Annotated in this window: 15 protein-coding genes; 10 read left to right on the top strand and 5 right to left on the bottom strand. The window is 71.0% G+C overall.

Features of this window, described 5'->3' with window-relative positions:
- Positions 1-17: 17 nt before the first annotated feature.
- Together EDD90_RS04030 and EDD90_RS04025 are read left to right on the top strand one after the other, a co-directional pair.
- The gene (locus EDD90_RS04030; RefSeq protein ID WP_123971777.1) at positions 18-725 is read left to right on the top strand and encodes a lytic transglycosylase domain-containing protein; all 708 of its coding nucleotides are present in this window, start codon (positions 18-20) and stop codon (positions 723-725) included.
- 112 nt (positions 726-837) lie between these two features.
- On the top strand, positions 838-1,107 hold the full coding sequence (locus EDD90_RS04025; RefSeq protein ID WP_123971776.1) for a hypothetical protein: 270 nt from the start codon (positions 838-840) through the stop codon (positions 1,105-1,107).
- Positions 1,108-1,193: 86 nt separating this feature from the next.
- Here the strand turns inward: EDD90_RS04025 and EDD90_RS04020 are convergent, their stop codons facing one another.
- From EDD90_RS04020 to EDD90_RS04005, 4 genes are all read right to left on the bottom strand, one after another.
- Entirely contained in the window at positions 1,194-1,451 is a 258-nt protein-coding gene (locus tag EDD90_RS04020; RefSeq protein WP_260328679.1) for a hypothetical protein, read from the bottom strand.
- A gap of 91 nt (positions 1,452-1,542) precedes the next feature.
- Entirely contained in the window at positions 1,543-2,565 is a 1,023-nt protein-coding gene (locus tag EDD90_RS04015; RefSeq protein ID WP_123980852.1) for a TolB-like translocation protein, read from the bottom strand.
- Between the two features lie 68 nt (positions 2,566-2,633).
- Positions 2,634-3,926, bottom strand: coding sequence for an MFS transporter (locus tag EDD90_RS04010; RefSeq protein ID WP_185148906.1), 1,293 nt, complete (start codon positions 3,924-3,926; stop codon positions 2,634-2,636).
- 25 nt (positions 3,927-3,951) lie between these two features.
- A complete protein-coding gene (locus EDD90_RS04005; protein WP_123971774.1) occupies positions 3,952-4,827 on the bottom strand; it encodes a glycosyltransferase family 2 protein in 876 nt (291 codons plus the stop codon).
- A gap of 296 nt (positions 4,828-5,123) precedes the next feature.
- On the opposite strand from EDD90_RS04005, the gene EDD90_RS04000 reads away from it, so the two are divergent.
- From EDD90_RS04000 to EDD90_RS03965, 8 genes are all read left to right on the top strand, one after another.
- Positions 5,124-6,563 carry an exopolysaccharide biosynthesis polyprenyl glycosylphosphotransferase gene (locus EDD90_RS04000; protein ID WP_123971773.1) on the top strand — a complete coding sequence of 480 codons (1,440 nt, stop codon included), beginning with the start codon at positions 5,124-5,126 and terminating at the stop codon, positions 6,561-6,563.
- A gap of 23 nt (positions 6,564-6,586) precedes the next feature.
- Positions 6,587-7,636 carry a Gfo/Idh/MocA family protein gene (locus tag EDD90_RS03995; RefSeq protein ID WP_260327620.1) on the top strand — a complete coding sequence of 350 codons (1,050 nt, stop codon included), beginning with the start codon at positions 6,587-6,589 and terminating at the stop codon, positions 7,634-7,636.
- A 29-nt stretch (positions 7,637-7,665) separates the two neighbouring features.
- On the top strand, positions 7,666-8,640 hold the full coding sequence (locus EDD90_RS03990) for an SDR family NAD(P)-dependent oxidoreductase (RefSeq protein WP_123971771.1): 975 nt from the start codon (positions 7,666-7,668) through the stop codon (positions 8,638-8,640).
- Entirely contained in the window at positions 8,637-9,776 is a 1,140-nt protein-coding gene (locus tag EDD90_RS03985) for a DegT/DnrJ/EryC1/StrS aminotransferase family protein (RefSeq protein WP_123971770.1), read from the top strand. Before EDD90_RS03990 ends, EDD90_RS03985 begins: the two co-directional genes overlap by 4 nt.
- Positions 9,773-10,462: an acetyltransferase gene (locus EDD90_RS03980; protein ID WP_123971769.1), complete on the top strand. Its 690-nt coding sequence runs from the start codon at positions 9,773-9,775 to the stop codon at positions 10,460-10,462. Before EDD90_RS03985 ends, EDD90_RS03980 begins: the two co-directional genes overlap by 4 nt.
- Positions 10,459-11,577: a DegT/DnrJ/EryC1/StrS aminotransferase family protein gene (locus EDD90_RS03975; protein WP_123971768.1), complete on the top strand. Its 1,119-nt coding sequence runs from the start codon at positions 10,459-10,461 to the stop codon at positions 11,575-11,577. The genes EDD90_RS03980 and EDD90_RS03975 overlap by 4 nt, the downstream gene beginning before the upstream one ends.
- Positions 11,578-11,790: 213 nt before the next feature.
- The gene (locus tag EDD90_RS03970; protein ID WP_260327619.1) at positions 11,791-15,264 is read left to right on the top strand and encodes a DUF4082 domain-containing protein; all 3,474 of its coding nucleotides are present in this window, start codon (positions 11,791-11,793) and stop codon (positions 15,262-15,264) included.
- A gap of 73 nt (positions 15,265-15,337) precedes the next feature.
- On the top strand, positions 15,338-16,384 hold the full coding sequence (locus EDD90_RS03965) for a glycosyltransferase (RefSeq protein WP_123971766.1): 1,047 nt from the start codon (positions 15,338-15,340) through the stop codon (positions 16,382-16,384).
- Positions 16,385-16,404: 20 nt separating this feature from the next.
- On the opposite strand, the gene EDD90_RS03960 is transcribed toward EDD90_RS03965, so the two are convergent.
- The gene (locus EDD90_RS03960) at positions 16,405-17,085 is read right to left on the bottom strand and encodes a hypothetical protein (protein WP_123971765.1); all 681 of its coding nucleotides are present in this window, start codon (positions 17,083-17,085) and stop codon (positions 16,405-16,407) included.

Raw genomic sequence — 17,085 nt, 5'->3', positions numbered from 1 at the left:
GGGAGAAAGGGCGATAAATGTCCGATTCCCGGACATCGAAACACCGGCGCTGGCTCTCCGTGGCGGTCCTCGCCCTCGCGCTGTACGTCATCGTCCGGGCGGTGCACTCCCAGCAGGGCGCCGCTCCTCCTCCGGCCGGGGCCCCGACGGCCACTCCGTCCCCGTCGGCCGACGCCTCGACCTCCGCCGCCTCCCGGGCCACCGGAGCGCCCGCCCCGTCCGCCTCCCCGGCCCCTTCGTACGATCCCGCCGACTACGCCGCCCAGGTGCGCACCCGGGCGCGGCAGGCCGGCGTCAGCGCCCGGCTGCTGATGGCGATCCTCTACAACGAGGCGTACAAACCGCACGATCCAGCCTTCGAACGGGCCTGGCAGAAGCTCAAGCCGGACGCGGCCTTCGGCATCGCCAACATGCACCGAGCCACCTTCGACGAGGTCAGGAAGGGGCGGGACTTCGCGAACCGGAGCTGGGAGGACCTGCCCGAGGACCGGGGCCTGGCCATCGAGGCCGAAGCCTGGTACCTGCACGACCTGTCCGCACAACTTCCCGCCACCTGGCCCGCCTCGTACACCAGGAACGACCTGCTGGCCCTCGGCTACAACACGGGCCCGGCCAACATGCTCGCCTTCGCCCGCGGCGCCACCCCCGGCAGCCAGGCCCGGACCTACCTCGACGAACTGCACGCCGACTGGGCCAGGGCCGGGAGGGCCGTGGGGGCGGCCTGACCGAGTATGCGCCCACTGGGACTTGCGATATTGCGCAATAATGGAAGTGAGTGGGGCAGGGTTCTGAGGTCGGGGGAGGAAGGCGTGCATGCCGCACGGGGACATGAGGCGAGTGCGTGACACGAATCTGCGGCTGGGTGCCGCTCTGGCCGAGGTCGAGGGACTCTATTCGGCGCTGCTGAGAACGGCGTCATCCCGGCGCCGCCGACAGCTCCAGGCGGAACTGTCACGGGCCGCCGGCCGGCTCGCCGAACTGGCCGCGGTGTCGAAGGCGCGGCCCGAGGGTGGCTCGGGGCGGCGTTCGCGCTGGGGTCGGCGCCGGGTTCTGGCCGAACGCGGCGCGGCGTGGATCACCGCGAGATACGGGCGTGAGACGCGCTGAGGCCTGAGGGGGCGTTCGGAGGGTTCGCCTCCGCCCGCCCCGCCCCCGTCACGGCCGCCAGGCGCACTGACCCGCCGGCGGGACCGTCAGGGGCTGGCGATGTCGAAGCCGTACCGCAGTGGCTCGCTGTCCACCGCGTAGTCGCGGCGGTACACGTACACCGCTTCCGCCCGCACTCCGTCCGGTGCGGTCTCCAGCCGGCAGGGGTACGTCACCTGGATCACCCGCGGCCGGTCGAGGACCTTCATCCGCAGGCCGTCCGCAGGGCCTCCGTCGAGCACCGCGGTCTCCCATCCCGTCACGTCGGCCGTCTCCTCGTTCGATGGTTGTCTGGACTCCTCAATACTTTAGAGGTTGCGCAATTGTAAGGACCATGAGGTTCGCCGGGGCCATGTCCCGGGGCGGAGGGGGTCGCGCCCGAGGGTGCCGGTGAACCTACAGCGGGGCCGGTGAGGATGCGCCCGCTATCAGCAGGCGGGGATTTCCGGTGCCGTCGGCGGGGACGCTCCACAGGTCGGTGGTCTTGACGTTGCCACTGGTCGGCAGAGCGTAGGCGACCGTGCGGTTGTCGAGCCACGTGGCCTGGTCGTCGACGCTGTGGCGTTCGGCCAGCGGTGTCTCGCGCAGGGTGCGCAGGTCGAGGACGTACTCGTGCCAGAGGTCGGTACGGGACAGCACCCGCTTCTTGAAGGCGACCCGGGTCCCGTCGGGGGAGAGCGAGGGGCACTCCACGTTCTCCACCCGCGTGGTGACGGTGCGCCGGGACAGTGAACCCCGCACCAGATAGGTCTTGTCGGCGGTGTTGAGGGTGGCGTAGAAGGTGTCGTCGTCGGAGGCGAAGGTGACGCCCCAGAAGTTGATGTCCGAGGCGTGGTAGGACTCGCCGTCCTTGATGACGGAGAAGGTCTCCAGGCTCGGCGTCAACCGCATGGTGCGGGTGTCCAGGATCGAGGTGCGGGTGGAGAAGAAGGCCGAGGAGTAGGACTCGCCGGAGACGAAGACGGTCCAGGCGACGAACCGGCCGCTGGGCGAGACCCGGGCCCGGCTGGGAGTGCCCGCGAGCGGGAAGGTGCGCTTGGTGCGCAGGTCGGCGTCGAGGAGCAGGGCACGGTTGCTCTGCTTGAGGACTCCGGGGTTGGACTGGAGACAGACGCCGGTGCCGGCCGCCGCGTAGAAGCGGGCGCACTTCAGGGACGAGGCGGTGCGCGAGCCGTCCGGGTCCGTCGACGGGACCGAGGCGACCGCGGTGCGGTGCGGGCCGGGGGCCGCGTTGACGAACATCACGCGGCTCTTCTGGCCGAGCGAAAGCCTGCCCGCGCTGACCGTGGGGTAGCCCGCGTGCGGCTGGTTCGCCCGGTCCGCCCGGTCGGCGGCGTGCAGGACCACGCCGGTGCCCACGCCCGCGAGCACCAGGACCGCCGCGACGAGTACGAGCAGACGGCGGCGCATGGATGTCATCTGGTTCCCCTGGTTCCCCGTGGTGTGCGGTGTGGCCTTCGGCCCGGCGTCCGGTGTGGGCGTGGTGGTCATCGGTGCCCGCCCGCCGGGCGCAGCACCATGCCCGCGACGGCCGCGCAGCAGAGCAGGCCGACCGCCGAACCGGCCAGCGCCGGTCCGTCGCCCCACATCGTCCAAGCGGCGCCGAAGGCCAGCGAGCAGCAGAACCTGGCCAGCGCCTGGCTGGTGCCGACGATCGCGAGACCGCTGGCGCGCAGCTGCTCGGGCACGACGGCGGAGAGGGCGGCCGGGAGCACCCCGTCGGTCGCCGCGTAGAACGTGCCGTGCAGGGCGAGGACGAGGGGGACGGCCGCCGGAACCGCGGGCGCCCACAGGAGGAGGGCGTAGGCGGTGAGCAGCGCCGCGTGTCCGGCGAGGAACACTGTGCGCCGTCCGATGCGGTCGGCGAGCGAGCCGACGGGCACGGCCAGCAGCAGGAACACCACCGCGGTGCCCAGCGGCAGCAGCGTGAACCACTGCTCGCCGACGCCGGCCCGCCGCTGCAGGAGCAGATAGACGAAGGCGTCGCTGACGGTGGTCAGGCCGAGCAGCGCGGCACAGCCGGCGAGCGCGCGCAGCCGGGGGATGCGCAGCAGCGCGAGCGCTTCGCGCAGGCGGACGGGCGGTTTGGCGTCCGGCCCGATCTCTTCCTCGGCCCGGGACTCCTTCTCCGCGGCCCGGTTCTCCTTCGCCTTGCCGGGCACGAACAGCACCAGCACCAGGACGCCCAGCGCGGCGACACACGCGCTCACGCCGAACACCGCGTCGTAACCGTCGGCCGCCGCGCGCAGGATGAGGAAGGCCGCGAGGGGGCCGAGCATCGCGCCGGTGGTGTCCATCGCGCGGTGCACGCCGAAGGCGCGGCCCTGGTTCCCGGCCGGGGTGGACAGGGAGATCATCGCGTCGCGCGGGGCGGTGCGCAGGCCCTTGCCGGTCCGCTCCAGGGCGAGGACCGTACCGAGCGTGCCGATGCTGCCGGCGAACAGGAGCAGCGGCTTGCACAGCGCGGACAGGCCGTAGCCGAGCCCGGCCAGCAGCTTGTGATTGCGGATGCGGTCGGCGAGGTGGCCGCCGGTGAGCTGGACCAGGGCGCTGACGCCGTTGTAGACGCCGTCGAGGGTGCCGAAGCCCAGCGGGCTGAAGCCGAGCGTGGTGACGAGGTAGAGCGGCAGGACGGCGGTGACCATCTCCGAGGAGATGTCGGTGATCAGGCTGACCGTGCCCAGCACCAGCACGACCGGGGCGACCCCGCGCCCCGGCCCGCGTCTTCGGGCCTGGCCGGGGTCCGCCTGGGCGGGCTGGGAGCGGTCGGTGAGATACAAGACAGGAACTCCAGGTGCGGTGCGGTCAGTTCTGCCGGCTGCTCTCGTCCCGTAGCCAGGTGCCGAAGTCCTGTGCGCGGATGGCCTTTTCGGCCTTTCTGCGAGCGGCGAGCGCCGCCGCGACGAAGACCACGAGAGGCACCAAGAGCTTCGGTTCGCCGCGGAGCATCGCCTTCAGGTCGGCCTTGCCGGTGCGCGCCGAGGCGCCTTCCGGCCCCTGGTGCTGCTCGACCTGAGCGGTGGAGACCGCGGCCCTCACCCTGCGTTTGATCAAGTCCTGCCAGGTGCGGGGCGGTTGGATCTCCACGCGGGCCGTGTCGACCACGCGGCGTTCCTCCGGCGTGAACGCGAGGGACGCGGCGAGGTCGTCCGCCATCAGCGGCGGCAGCGCGGCGATCCGGGCGTGCCCGGCCTTGGAGACCGCGATGACACCCCGGCCGAACAGCCCTTCGCGTACGGCGGGCAGCCGCTGCCAGACCTGATAGTAGGCGCGCACCCGCCAGGAGCAGGCGGCCAGCGGGATCCGCCGTTCGGGGGCGGTGGCGAGGACGCCCGAGGTCTCGTCGTCCAGGGGCTCCGTCAGGGCCCGCACGTCGGCGTTCGTGATCACGACGTCGGCGTCCACATAGAGGCGCGGGAAGCCGTGCGCGTGATCGTCACCGGCCCGCAGCGCGGCGTGCTTGGAGGGCACGGGTATCTCCACCACGCGCACGCGCGGGCCGCGGGCGGCCGCGATCCGGGCGGTGTCGTCCGTGCAGCCGTTGCACACCACCACGATGTCGGTGCCGGTGTCGTCCGCGGGGTCCTCGTGGTCCCCGGGAGCGGAATCGGCCAACAGTGAGTCGAGGAGCCGGCCGATGACTCGGGCCTCGTTGTGGGCCGGGATCACGATGCTGGTCACGGGGGCAGTATGCCGTCGGCGTCACTATTGCGACATGTGTTTCGTCCAACTGTTCCCGAGACTGCGCCGGGTGGTCTAGATTGATGGCCGCCGGACCGGTTTGGGTGGGGAACTCGTTCTTGACTGCACGTCACGGACCGGCAGTTGAACGGATCTGAACAATCGGAAGAACCAGTACGTACCAGCATGCCGGGGGGCATGAGGCGGTTGGGGAACCGCTGAAGCTCCCTCGCTTTCCAGTGCCGCTGTGACAGGGCACCTCGGTCAGGGCTAGCCGCGCATGTGGTGGGGGGCGCATGACCATTGAGGTCACGCATGAGCAATCGGTTGTGGAACGCAGAAATCCCCATGGCCGCCGAAGACGTTGGGAACGGAAGTACCGCATCGTCCTACTGGTCGCGGACGGCCTCGCCGCCGTCGCCGCGGCCTTCCTGATCCACGCGGCGTACGGCCGCTGGGCGGTGGCCCTGGTGCTGCCCCCGACCTGGATCGTGGCCATGCTGGTCCACCGTTCCTACGACCGCAGCACGCTGGGGCTGGGGACCGAGGAGTACCGGCGGGTGCTCCGTGGGGCCGTCGCGCTGCCGGCGCTGGCCGCCCTCGCGTACTGGCTGTTCACCCGGGATTCGGACCTCCTCCATGACATGATCATGGCGGCTGCGCCCGCTGCCGTGATAGCCCTCGCGATCCGGTACACGCTGCGCCGCCGGCTGCACCGGCGCTGGGCCCGCAGCCGGGACGGGAGCGCGACGCTCCTGGTCGGGCCGTCGCACGGCATCGTGGAGCTGGTCGCGGTGCTCAGACGCGGCGGCACCCCGAAACTCCAGGCCGCCGGAGTGTGCCTGACCGACCCCGAGAACGCCCCGCAGATACGCAAGTTGGGGCTCCCCGCTCTCGGTGGCGTCGGCGGCATGAACGACGTCGTCCGGGCCCTCGGCATCAACACCGTGGTGGTGCTGCCCGCGCCCGAGTTCGACGCCTCCGTCCTGCGCCGGATGTCCTGGACCGCGGCCGTGCAGGGCGTCGACTTCCTGCTGGCCCCCGTGCTGACCGATGTCGCCGCCGCCCGGCTGGCGGTACGGCCCACCAACGGGGTGCCGCTGGTGCGGATCAAGCCGCCGAACCTCTCCCGGGTCTCGCGGCTGCCCAAGGAACTGCTGGATCGTTGCCTCGCGGCGCTGCTGCTCCTCCTCCTGGCGCTGCCTATGCTGCTGATCGCCCTGGTCGTCCGGCTGGACAGCAGCGGCCCGGCCCTGTTCCGGCAGCAGCGGGTGGGCCGGTACGGCGACCACTTCACCATGCTGAAGTTCCGCACCATGCGGCCCGACTCCGAGGCCCTGCGCGCGGAGTTGGAGCACCTCAACCAGAACAGCGACGGTCTGCTGTTCAAGGTGAAGGAGGACCCGCGGATCACCCGGGTCGGCGCGTTCCTGCGCCGCAGCTCGCTCGACGAACTCCCGCAGCTCTTCAACGTCGTCAAGGGACACATGTCGCTCGTCGGCCCTCGCCCGCCGCTGCCCGAGGAGGTCGAGGAGTACACGCCGGACATCAAGCGCCGGCTGCTGGTCAAGCCCGGCCTCACCGGACTGTGGCAGGTCAGCGGACGCTCCGACCTGCCCTGGGACGAGGCGGTCCGGCTCGATCTCGGATACGTGGACAACTGGTCGATGGGCCTTGACCTGTCGATCCTGGCGCGCACCGGGGCCGTGGTGGTGCGCGGAACGGGGGCCTACTGATGGACCACAGGAAGAGGAAGACAGTGACGCAGGAGCCGTTGGGAGTCGCGGTCGTCGGGGCCGGTTACTGGGGTCCCAACCTCGTACGCAACTTCCAGGCCAGCGACCGCTTCCGGCTGCGCTGGCTGTGCGACCTCGACGTGGACCGGGCCCGGCGGGTCCTCGGCGGCTACTCGACGGTCGAGGCCACCGCGGACTACGCGGCCGTCCTCGCCGACCCGACCGTCGCCGCCGTCGCCGTGGCCACGCCCGCCGGCACCCACCTCGACATCGCCCTGGCCGCCCTGCGCGCCGGAAAGCACGTCCTCGTGGAGAAACCCCTCGCGGCGACCTACGCCGACGGGATGCGCCTGGTCACCGAGGCCGAGGAGCGCGGCCTCACCCTGATGTGCGACCACACCTACTGCTACACCCCCGCGGTGGGCCGGATCCGCGAGCTGGTCCGCTCCGGCGAACTCGGCGAGGTCCACTTCGTCGACTCGGTCCGCATCAACCTCGGGCTCGTCCAGAAGGACATCGACGTGCTGTGGGACCTCGCCCCGCACGACCTGTCGATCCTCGACTTCATCCTCCCGGCGGGCGTCGAACCGGTCGCCGTCGCCGCCCACGGAGCCGACCCGATCGGCGCCGGACAGGCCTGCATCGCCTATCTGACGCTGCAGCTCAACACCGGTGCCATCGCTCACGTGCACGTCAACTGGCTCTCCCCGACCAAGGTGCGGACCACCATGGTGGGCGGCTCCAAGCGCACCCTGCTCTGGGACGACCTCAACCCCCTGCAGCGGGTCTCGGTCTACGACCGGGGCGTGGACATGGCCGCACCGCAGGAGATCGGCGCCGACGAGCGCCGGGAGATGCTCATCTCGTACCGCTCCGGGGACATGGTCGCGCCCGCGATCGGCGAGAAGGAAGCGCTGCGCAGCATGGTCGACGAATTCGGCGACGCGATCGGACAGGGCCGGGCGCCGCTCACCGACGGCCGCGCGGGCCTCAGGGTCCTGGACATCCTTGAGGCGGCGTCGCGAAGCCTTGAGTTCAAGGGCGCGGTCGTCGGCCTGCGCGCCGGCCGTTGAGCAACCAAACCACTGAGAGGGCACAGCAGTTGAGCAGCGTACGAGGAAAGAAGATCCTGGTCACCGGGGGAGCCGGCACCATCGGCTCCAATCTGGTCGACCTCCTGGCCGAGGGCGGCGCCCGCGAGATCGTCGTACTCGACAACTTCGTGCGCGGGCGGCGGGCCAACCTCGCCCAGGCCCTGCCCAGCGGTGCCGTGGAGATCGTCGAGGGCGACGTCCGGGACGCCGACACGGTACGGAAGGTCACCGAGGGCGCCGACCTGGTGTTCCACCTCGCCGCGATCCGCATCACCCAGTGCGCCGAGGAGCCCCGGCTCGCCAACGAGGTCCTGGTCGACGGCACCTTCAACGTCCTGGAGGCGGCGGCCGCGGCCGGGGTCGCCAAGGTGGTCGCCTCGTCCTCGGCGTCCGTCTACGGCATGGCCGAGGTCTTCCCGACGACCGAGCGCCACCACCCGTACAACAACGACACCTTCTACGGTGCCGCGAAGGCCTTCAACGAGGGCATGCTGCGCAGCTTCCACGCCATGTACGGCCTGGACTACGTGGCCCTGCGCTACTTCAATGTCTACGGCCCCCGGATGGACATCCACGGCCTGTACACCGAGGTGCTCATCCGCTGGATGGAGCGCATCGAGGCGGGCGAGCCGCCGCTGATCCTCGGCGACGGCACCCAGACCATGGACTTCGTCGACGTCCGCGACATCGCCAGGGCCAACGTCCTGGCCGCCGAATCGGACCTCACCGACGAGGTGTTCAACATCGCCAGCGGTACGGAGACCTCCCTCAAGGAGCTCGCCGAGGGCCTGCTGGAGGCGATGGGTGCCGAAGGGCTGGAACCCGAGCACGGGCCCGCCCGCACCGTGAACGCGGTGGTCCGCCGGCTCGCGGACACCTCGCAGGCCGCCGAACGGCTCGGCTTCACGGCCGAGATCGACCTGCGCACCGGACTGCGCGACCTGGTCGAGTGGTGGCGCGCGGAGCGGGAGGCGGCCAAGTGAGCACCGACCGCATCCCGGTGATGATCCCCTGGCTCGGCGAGGAGGAGGCCCAGGCCGCCTCCGACGCCGTCCTGTCCGGGTGGGTCGCCCAGGGCCCCAGGGTCGCCGCCTTCGAGAAGGCCTTCGCCGAGCGGGTGGGCGCCGAGCACGCCGTCGCCGTCAGCTCCTGCACCACCGCCCTGCACCTGTCCCTGGTCGCGCTGGGCATCGGCCCCGGCGACGAGGTGGTGGTGCCCTCGCTGTCGTTCATCGCCACCGCCAACGCCGTACGGTACGTCGGTGCCGAGCCGGTGTTCGCCGATGTCGACCCGGCCACCGGCAACCTGACCCCGGCCACGGTGGACGCGGTCCGCACCGCCCGCACCGAGGCCGTGCTCGCCGTCCACCAGGGCGGTGTCCCGGCCGATGTGCACGCCCTCCGGGCCGCCTGCGCCGACTGGGACCTGTCTCTGGTCGAGGATGCGGCCTGCGCCATCGGCTCCACGGTCGGCGGCAAGCCGGTCGGCCACGGCGCGCTGCTCGCCGCCTGGTCCTTCCACCCCCGCAAGCTCGTCACCACGGGCGAGGGCGGCATGATCACCACCGACGACGCCGAGTGGGCGGCCCGGCTGCGCCGGCTGCGCGAGCACGGTATGAACGCCTCGGCCGCGGACCGCCACGCCAGCAACAAGCCGGTCCTGGAGAGCTACTTGGAAGTCGGCTTCAACTACCGGATGACGGATGTCCAGGCCGCCATCGGCCTGGTCCAGCTCGGCAAGCTCGACGCGATGATCGCCCGTCGCCGCGAACTGGCGGCCCGCTACGACGCGTTGCTGCGGGACGTTTCCGGCCTCACCCCCGTCGGCGACCCCGCGCACGGGCAGAGCAACTTCCAGTCGTACTGGGTGCTGCTGGACGAGGACTTCCCGGTCGGCCGGGACGACCTGCTCGCCGCGCTCTCCGAGGCGGGCGTCTCCGCCCGGCGCGGGATCATGGCCGCGCACCTCGAACCCGCCTACGCGGACCACCCCCACGCACCGCTCCCGGTCACCGAGCGCCTCACCCGCGACTCGCTGATCCTGCCCCTGTTCCACACGATGACCGAGGCGCAGCAGGACCGCGTCGTGACGGCACTGCGCGAACAGGCCCGAAGATGAACGAACTTGTGATCATCGGCGCCGGCGGCTTCGCCAGGGAGACGGCACAGGCGGTCCAGGACGCGGGCGAGTTCAAGCTGCTCGGGCACCTCGACGACAAACCTGACCTGCACGGCACCGAGGTGGACGGCGTGCCGGTCCTCGGCGGCTGCGACCTGGTCCACGAGCTGACCGACGCCGGCGTGGTGATCTGTGTGGGCAACCCCCGGGACTACGCGGCCCGCGCCCGTCTGGTCCACAGGTTCGGCCTTCCCGCGGAGCGCTACGCCACCGTGATCCACCCGACGGCCTCGGCCTCGCGGACATCGGAGGTCGGTCCCGGCTCGGTCCTGCTCGCGCACTGTGTGCTGACCGCCGCCGTGCGGGTCGGCGCGCATGTCGCCGTGATGCCGCATGTGGTCCTCACCCATGACGACGTGGTCGAGGACTACGCCACCCTCGCCTCCGGCGTCCGCCTGGGCGGGGGAGCGCGGCTGGCACAGGGCGCCTACGTCGGCTCCGGGGCGCTGGTCAGGGAAGGTACGACGGTCGGCGCCTGGTCGCTGGTCGGGATGGGGAGCGCCGTGCTCGGCGATGTACCGCCGGGCGAGGTCTGGGTGGGGAGCCCGGCCCGACGGCTGCGCGCGGCGGACGAGCCCGCGCTGGAACAACTGGCGACACGAACAGTGGGGGGACCGCTGACATGAACCGGATTCCACTCGTGGACCTCAAGGCGGCCCACGAGGAGGTCGCCGACGAGGTACGGGCCGGATTCGAAAGGATCCTGGCCGACACCGCGTTCGTCGGCGGCGAGGAAGTGCGCTGCTTCGAGCGCGAGTACGCGCAGTTCGGCGGTGTCGCGCACTGCGTGGGCGTCGCCAACGGCACCGACGCCGTCGAACTCGCCCTGCGCGCGAGCGGGGTCGGGGTCGGCGACGAGGTCGTGGTGCCCGCCAACACCTTCATCGCCACGGTCGGCGCGGTGGCCAGGATCGGGGCGCGCCCGGTCCTCGCGGACTGCCTGCCTGACAGCCACCTGCTCGACCCGCAGGCCGCACTGGACGCGGTCGGCCCGGCCACCCGCGCGGTCGTCCCCGTCCACCTCTACGGGCAGTTGGCCGACGTCACGGCGCTGACCGACCGACTCCCGGACCGGGTACGGGTCGTCGAGGACGCCGCGCAGTGCCAGGGCGCGACCCGCGACGGCCGTACCCCCGGCAGCGGCTCCATCGCGGCCACCAGTTTCTACCCGGGCAAGAACCTCGGCGCCTACGGCGACGCGGGCGCGGTGCTCACCGACGACGAGGAACGCGCCGGCCTGGTGCGCGCGATCGCCAACCACGGCGGGGTCGCCAAGTACCGCCACGACGTGCCCGGGTTCAACAGCCGCCTGGACGGCCTGCAGGCCGTCGTCCTGCGGGCGAAGCTGTCGCGGCTCGCGGACGGCAACGCGGCCCGCCGGGCGGCCGCGGCCCGCTACGACGCGATGCTCGCCGACCTGGCGACCGCGGGCCGGGTCGTGCTCCCGGCCACGGCACCCGGCAACGTCCACGTCTGGCACCTGTACGTCGTCCAGGTCGCCGGTGCCGACCGGGACGACATCGTCGGCAAACTCAACGCCGAGGGAATCGGCGCCGGGGTGCACTATCCCGCCCCGGTCCACCTGACACCGGCCTACCGCCAACTCGGGTACGGCCGGGGCGACTTCCCGAACGCCGAGAAGGCGACGGACCGGATCCTGTCGCTGCCGCTCTACCCGCAGATCACCCCTGACCAGCAGCAGCGCGTCGTGAACACGCTTGCCGACGCGATCCGCGGCTGATCGACACCCGCTTCAAGCGCCACCCCCCGCATCACCTCGACCCCACGGGTCGGCCCTGCACAGCACCGCTGAGAGGTACTCATGAGAAAATGGAGCAGACGGATCCGGGGCGGGCGCCTCGCCGTCGTAGTGGCATTGATATTGGCGGTGCTCCCGCTGGCCGGGTCCGCGCAGGCGGCGTCCGATCCGTGCGGGTCGGGTTCGAACCCGATCGTGTGCGAGAACTCCAAGACAGGCAGCCCCAAGACCGACTGGTTCTCGCCCAACGCCTACGGTGACATCAAGGGCTTCACCACCAAGGAGAGCGTCCGGGCCGGGGACACCGTCCAGTTCAAGGTCCAGTCGCCGGTCTCGTACAACATCCAGATCTACCGGCTCGGCTGGTACGGCGGCGACGGCGCCCGCCAGATGTCGACCGCGGCCCAGGCGGCCGTGACGTATCCGGCCAACTACAACTCCAAGCCCGCCAGTTGTACGACCAAGAGCACGACCGGCCTGGTCGACTGCGGCAACTGGCCGGTGACCGCGACCTGGACCGTGCCCAGCGACGCCGTGTCCGGCCTGTACATCGCGAACCTCACGCAGACCGACGGCGACGGCCTGATGCCGTACCCGTTCGTCGTCCGCAACGACTCCAGCACGGCCAACATCGTCGTACAGACCAGCGACCAGACGTGGCAGGCGTACAACGACTACGGCGGCCAGGACCTGTACGGAGGCACCGGACCCGCGCCCGACGGCCGTGCCTACGAGGTCAGCTACAACCGGCCGCTGGACATCGGCGGCGACAATGGCATCTACGGCTCCGAGTACATGATGCTGTCCTGGCTGGAGCGCAACGGCTACGACGTCACCTACACGTCCGGCGTGGACGTGTCGTCGTCGAGCGGCGCCACCCAGCTGGAGAAGCACAAGGTGTACATGTCGTCCGGGCATGACGAGTACTGGACGCAGAGCCAGTACTCCAACGTCCTGGCGGCCAGGAAGGCCGGCGTACGGGAGGCCTTCTTCAGCGGCAACGAGGTCTTCTGGAAGACCCGGCTCGCCCCGAGCATCGACGGCACCAGCACGGCCGACCGCACCCTGGTCTGCTACAAGATGACCAAGATGGCGCAGGGCAACGGCATCGCCGACCCCAGCGGCGTCTGGACCGGCACCTGGATGGACCCGGCCAGCACCAACTACGGCCAGTCCTACCAGCCGCCGAACACCCTCACGGGCTCCATGTTCACGGTGAACGGCTACCGCAGCGACGCCATCACGGTCCCCGGCTCGTACGGCAAGAACCGCATCTGGCGCAACACCTCCATCGCGAGCCTCGGCTCCAGCCAGACCGCGACCTTCCCGACGGGCACGCTCGGCTACGAGTGGGACAGCGACATCGACAACAGCACCAGACCCGCCGGAGCCATCGACGTGTCGTCCACGACGGTCGACATCGAGGACGGCAAGCTCCGCCAGGACTGGGGCAACATCTACGGCAACGGCACGGCGACCCACAACCTCGTCGAGTTCCGCGACCAGGACTCCGGGGCCCTGGTGTTCGGGTCGGGGACAGTGCAGTGGTCGTGGGGCCTGACCAACGTCCCCACCTACAACCCCGACGACACGGTGGTCACCGAGGACTCCCGCATGCAGCAGGCGACGGTGAACATCCTCGCCGACATGGGCGTCCAGCCGCTGACCCTGCAGAGCAACCTCGTCGCCGCCTCGGCCTCCACCGACACCACCGGACCGACGATCACCGTGACGAGCCCGGCCTCCGGGGTCACCGTCCCGGCGCTGAAGGCGGTCACCATCAAGGGCACCGCCACCGACTCCGGCGGGGTGGTCGCCCGCGTCGAGGTGTCCACGGACGGCGGTACGACCTGGAACGCCGCCACCGGTCTGACGTCCTGGAGCTACAGCTGGACCCCGACCACCCCGGGCTCGGCGTCCATCAAGGTCCGCGCGGTCGACGACAGCGTCAACATCGGCGCCGTCACCACCGTCCCGGTGACCGTCGGCCCCCAGGCCTGCCCGTGCACCATCTGGCCGGCCTCGGCCGTGCCCGGCACCGTCAACGCCGGCGACGGCGGCTCGCTGGAGCTCGGCGTCAAGTTCCGTACCACCGTGGCCGGTTCGGTCACCGGCGTGCGCTTCTACAAGTCGCCCGCCAACACCGGCACACACACCGGCAGCCTGTGGACCGCCTCCGGTACCCGACTGGCCACCGGCACCTTCACCGACGAGACGGCCTCCGGCTGGCAGCAGCTGAACTTCGCCACCCCGGTGACCGTCAAGGCCAACACCACCTATGTCGCCTCGTACTTCGCCCCCAACGGCGGATACTCCTACGACACCACCCTCGCCTCCAGCGGAGCCGGCCTGGCCCCGCTGACCGCGCTCCAGACCGGTGTCGACGGCGGCAACGGCGTCTACCACTACGGTTCGACCAGCGCCTTCCCGTCCTCGCAGTCCTCGGGCAGCAACTACTGGGTCGACGTGGTGCTCGACACCTCGGCGGCCAGCACGACCCCGCCCACCGTCTCCTCGCTCTCCCCGACGTCCGGGGCGACCGACGCGTCGATCACGGCGCCGGTGTCGGCCACCTTCAGCTCGGCCCTCGACACCGACAGCGTGACGTTCACCGTGAAGGACGCGGACGGCAACACCGTGCCCGGAGCCGTGACCTTCCCCGCGTCGAACAAGGCGACCTTCACACCGTCGACGGAACTGGACCTGCACACCACGTACACGGCGTCCGTCCAGGCCTCCGACGTGTGGGGCAACGCCATGACGGCCCCGGTGACCTGGTCGTTCACCACCAGTTCCACACCGCCCGCGGTCACCTGCCCGTGCTCGCTGTGGGGTTCCTCCACCACACCCGCCACGACCGACATGACCGCCGACCCCAACTCCGTGGAGCTGGGCACCCGGTTCACGTCCTCGGCGGCCGGCTGGGTCACCGGAGTCACCTTCTACAAGGGCACCGGCAACACGGGCACCCACACCGGCAGCCTGTGGACCGACGACGGCACACTGCTCGCCAGCGGCACCTTCACCAACGAGACGGCCTCCGGCTGGCAGACGCTGACCTTCGCCACCCCGGTGGCGATCACCGCCGACACCGCCTACGTCGTCTCCTACCACGCGCCGAACGGCAACTACGCGGTGGACGGCGGCTACTTCGCGGCGGCCCACAAGTCCTATCCGCTCACCGCCACGGCCGACACCACCACGCACCACAACGGGCTCTACAAGTACGGCAGCGGCTCGGCCTTCCCCAACGGTTCCTACGGATCCTCGAACTACTGGGTGGGCCCCGTCTTCACCGCCGACGACCCGAGCGCGTCCCTGGCGGCGTCGGTCGCCGCCTCGGAGGTGACCGCGTCCTCGGTGGCGCACACCGCCGACGCGGCGAGCGCCCTCGTCCTGGACGTGCCCGCCAAGGCCGCGGTGGCGTCCGTGGATGCGACCGTGACCGTCCTGGACGGATCCCAGGCCGCCAGGAAGCTCCATGTCACGGCCGTCGTCTCCTACAACCGGGCGACCCACAGGGCCACCGTGCACCTGTCCGCCCCGTTGCCGGACGGCACCCGGTTCAAGGTCACGGTCACGGCGAAGGACAAGCACCGCGACACGGTGAAGTCCGACAGCTGGACCCTGACCAGCAAGACCACCTTCAAGAAGAAGAAAAAGAACTGATCCGTCCCACACACCGTCGGTGGTCCGCGCCCAGGCGGGCGCGGACCACCGACGGGGATTGGCTTCCCCACCGATGTCCAGCGTCAGTGTTGTGATCCCCTGCTACAAGTACGGCCATTTCCTCGCCGACTGCGTGAGCAGCGTCCTGGACGAGCAGGACGGCGTTGACGTCCGGGTCCTCATCATCGACGACGCCTCGCCCGACAACTCGGCGGAGGCCGCACTCAAGCTGGCCGCCGCCGACCCGCGGATCGAGGTCCTCGTCCACGAGACCAACAAGGGCCATATCGCCACCTACAACGAAGGCCTCCTGGAATGGGCCGACGGCGACTACGTGGCCCTCCTGTCCGCCGACGACCGGCTGGTCCCGGGCGCCCTGGTCCGGGCGGCCGAACTCCTGGACGCCCACCCCGAGGCCGGGTTCGCCTACGGGCGCCCGCTGCGCTTCCAGCACGGCGGCCCGCTGCCCAAGGCCCGCACGCAGAGCACCGGTTCGGTCGTCTACCCCGGCCAGTGGTGGCTGGAGCGCCGCTTCCGCGAGGGCACCGGCTGTATCACCTCACCCGAGGTCGTCGTCCGCACCGACCTCCAGCGCAAGGTCGGCGGCTACGACCCCGCCCTGCCGCACGCCGGCGACATCGAGATGTGGATGCGGCTCGCCGCCCACGCCGACGTCGGCTACATCCGCGGCGCAGACCAGGCCTTCTACCGCGTCCACGGCAACAACATGTCCACCGTCGACTTCGGCGGCCAGCTCGACGACCTGCGCCAGCGCCTGGTCGCCTTCGACTCGGTGCTCGCCAAGTGCGGGGACCGGCTGCCCCACGCCGACCGCCTGGCCGAGCAGGTCCACACCCGCCTGGCCCGCTACGCCCTGCGCCGGGCCTACCGGGCCTACGACCGGGGCCGTACCGGAGTCGTCCCGGTCGACGAATGCGTGGCGTTCGCCGAGGAGTGCCTGCCGGGCTGTGCGACGCTGCCCGAGTACCGCGCGCTACGGCTGCGCAGACGGATCGGGCCGAGGACGATGCCGTATCTGCAGCCCCTGGTGTGGTCGGCCGTGGCCGAGCGCGGCCGGGAGTGGCTGTGGTGGGAGTCCTGGAAGCGCCGCGGCATCTGATGCGTGATCAGTTCAGCGGCTCAGCCCGCCACCGCGACCCCGTCGGCGTGGCGGACCGGGTCCGAAAGGCCGGCCAGGGGGTCTTTCCTCCTCCCGCGGCGCAGCGCGTACTGGTCGAACCAGAGCGCGCCCAGGATCCCGGCGAGGGCCCCCAGCAGCGCCGTACCGGCCAGGGCGCGGGTTCTGGTGCCCTGCACCGGGGCGGCGCTCGGCGCGACCAGGACGGATGCGCTGATCCGCGATCCGGGGGCGATCCCCTCGGCGTCCTGCAGGTCCGTCACATGCTTGGTGTAGACCTCGACGACCCGGCCGACCGCGGTGTCGGCCGCCACGGCGTCGCCCCGCTGTGCCTGCACCTGCACCGAGGGGATCAGATAGCGCGGCGTCGCGCTCGTTCCGCTGTTGCGCGGGATCAGCTGGTATGTCCCGTGCACGCCGACGGCGTCCAGTTCCCTGCGCCCGGCGGGCGACTCCAGTTGCTGGATGACCCCGTACGAGAGGGTGGCGAGCGGCGGCTGGAGGTTCGTCAGCTGGTTCGGCTGGTTCCCCGTCACCGGCGGTTTGAGGACGACCACCGCCGAACTCAGGAACTGCGGGGCGGGATGCAGCACCTTGTAGGCTCCGGCGGCCGTCAGCGCGAGCGCGAGCAGCAGTACGTACCAGCGGCGGAGCAGCGCTTCGGCGACGTCACGAGGCGACAC

The sequence above is a fragment of the Streptomyces sp. Ag109_O5-1 genome, assembly GCF_003814875.1.
Classification (GTDB): domain Bacteria; phylum Actinomycetota; class Actinomycetes; order Streptomycetales; family Streptomycetaceae; genus Streptomyces; species Streptomyces sasae.
Note: the sequence above shows the minus strand (reverse complement) of the source record. Positions and strands in the feature narration are given on the sequence as shown.

What these genes read in the sequence shown, in the direction of transcription:
- EDD90_RS04030 (WP_123971777.1), top strand. Translation starts at nt 18, where the DNA reads ATGTCCGATTCCCGGACATCGAAACACCGGCGCTGGCTCTCCGTGGCG.
- EDD90_RS04015 (WP_123980852.1), bottom strand. Translation starts at nt 2,565, where the DNA reads ATGACATCCATGCGCCGCCGTCTGCTCGTACTCGTCGCGGCGGTCCTG.
- EDD90_RS04000 (WP_123971773.1), top strand. Translation starts at nt 5,124, where the DNA reads ATGACCATTGAGGTCACGCATGAGCAATCGGTTGTGGAACGCAGAAAT.
- EDD90_RS03980 (WP_123971769.1), top strand. Translation starts at nt 9,773, where the DNA reads ATGAACGAACTTGTGATCATCGGCGCCGGCGGCTTCGCCAGGGAGACG.
- EDD90_RS03975 (WP_123971768.1), top strand. Translation starts at nt 10,459, where the DNA reads ATGAACCGGATTCCACTCGTGGACCTCAAGGCGGCCCACGAGGAGGTC.
- EDD90_RS03965 (WP_123971766.1), top strand. Translation starts at nt 15,338, where the DNA reads ATGTCCAGCGTCAGTGTTGTGATCCCCTGCTACAAGTACGGCCATTTC.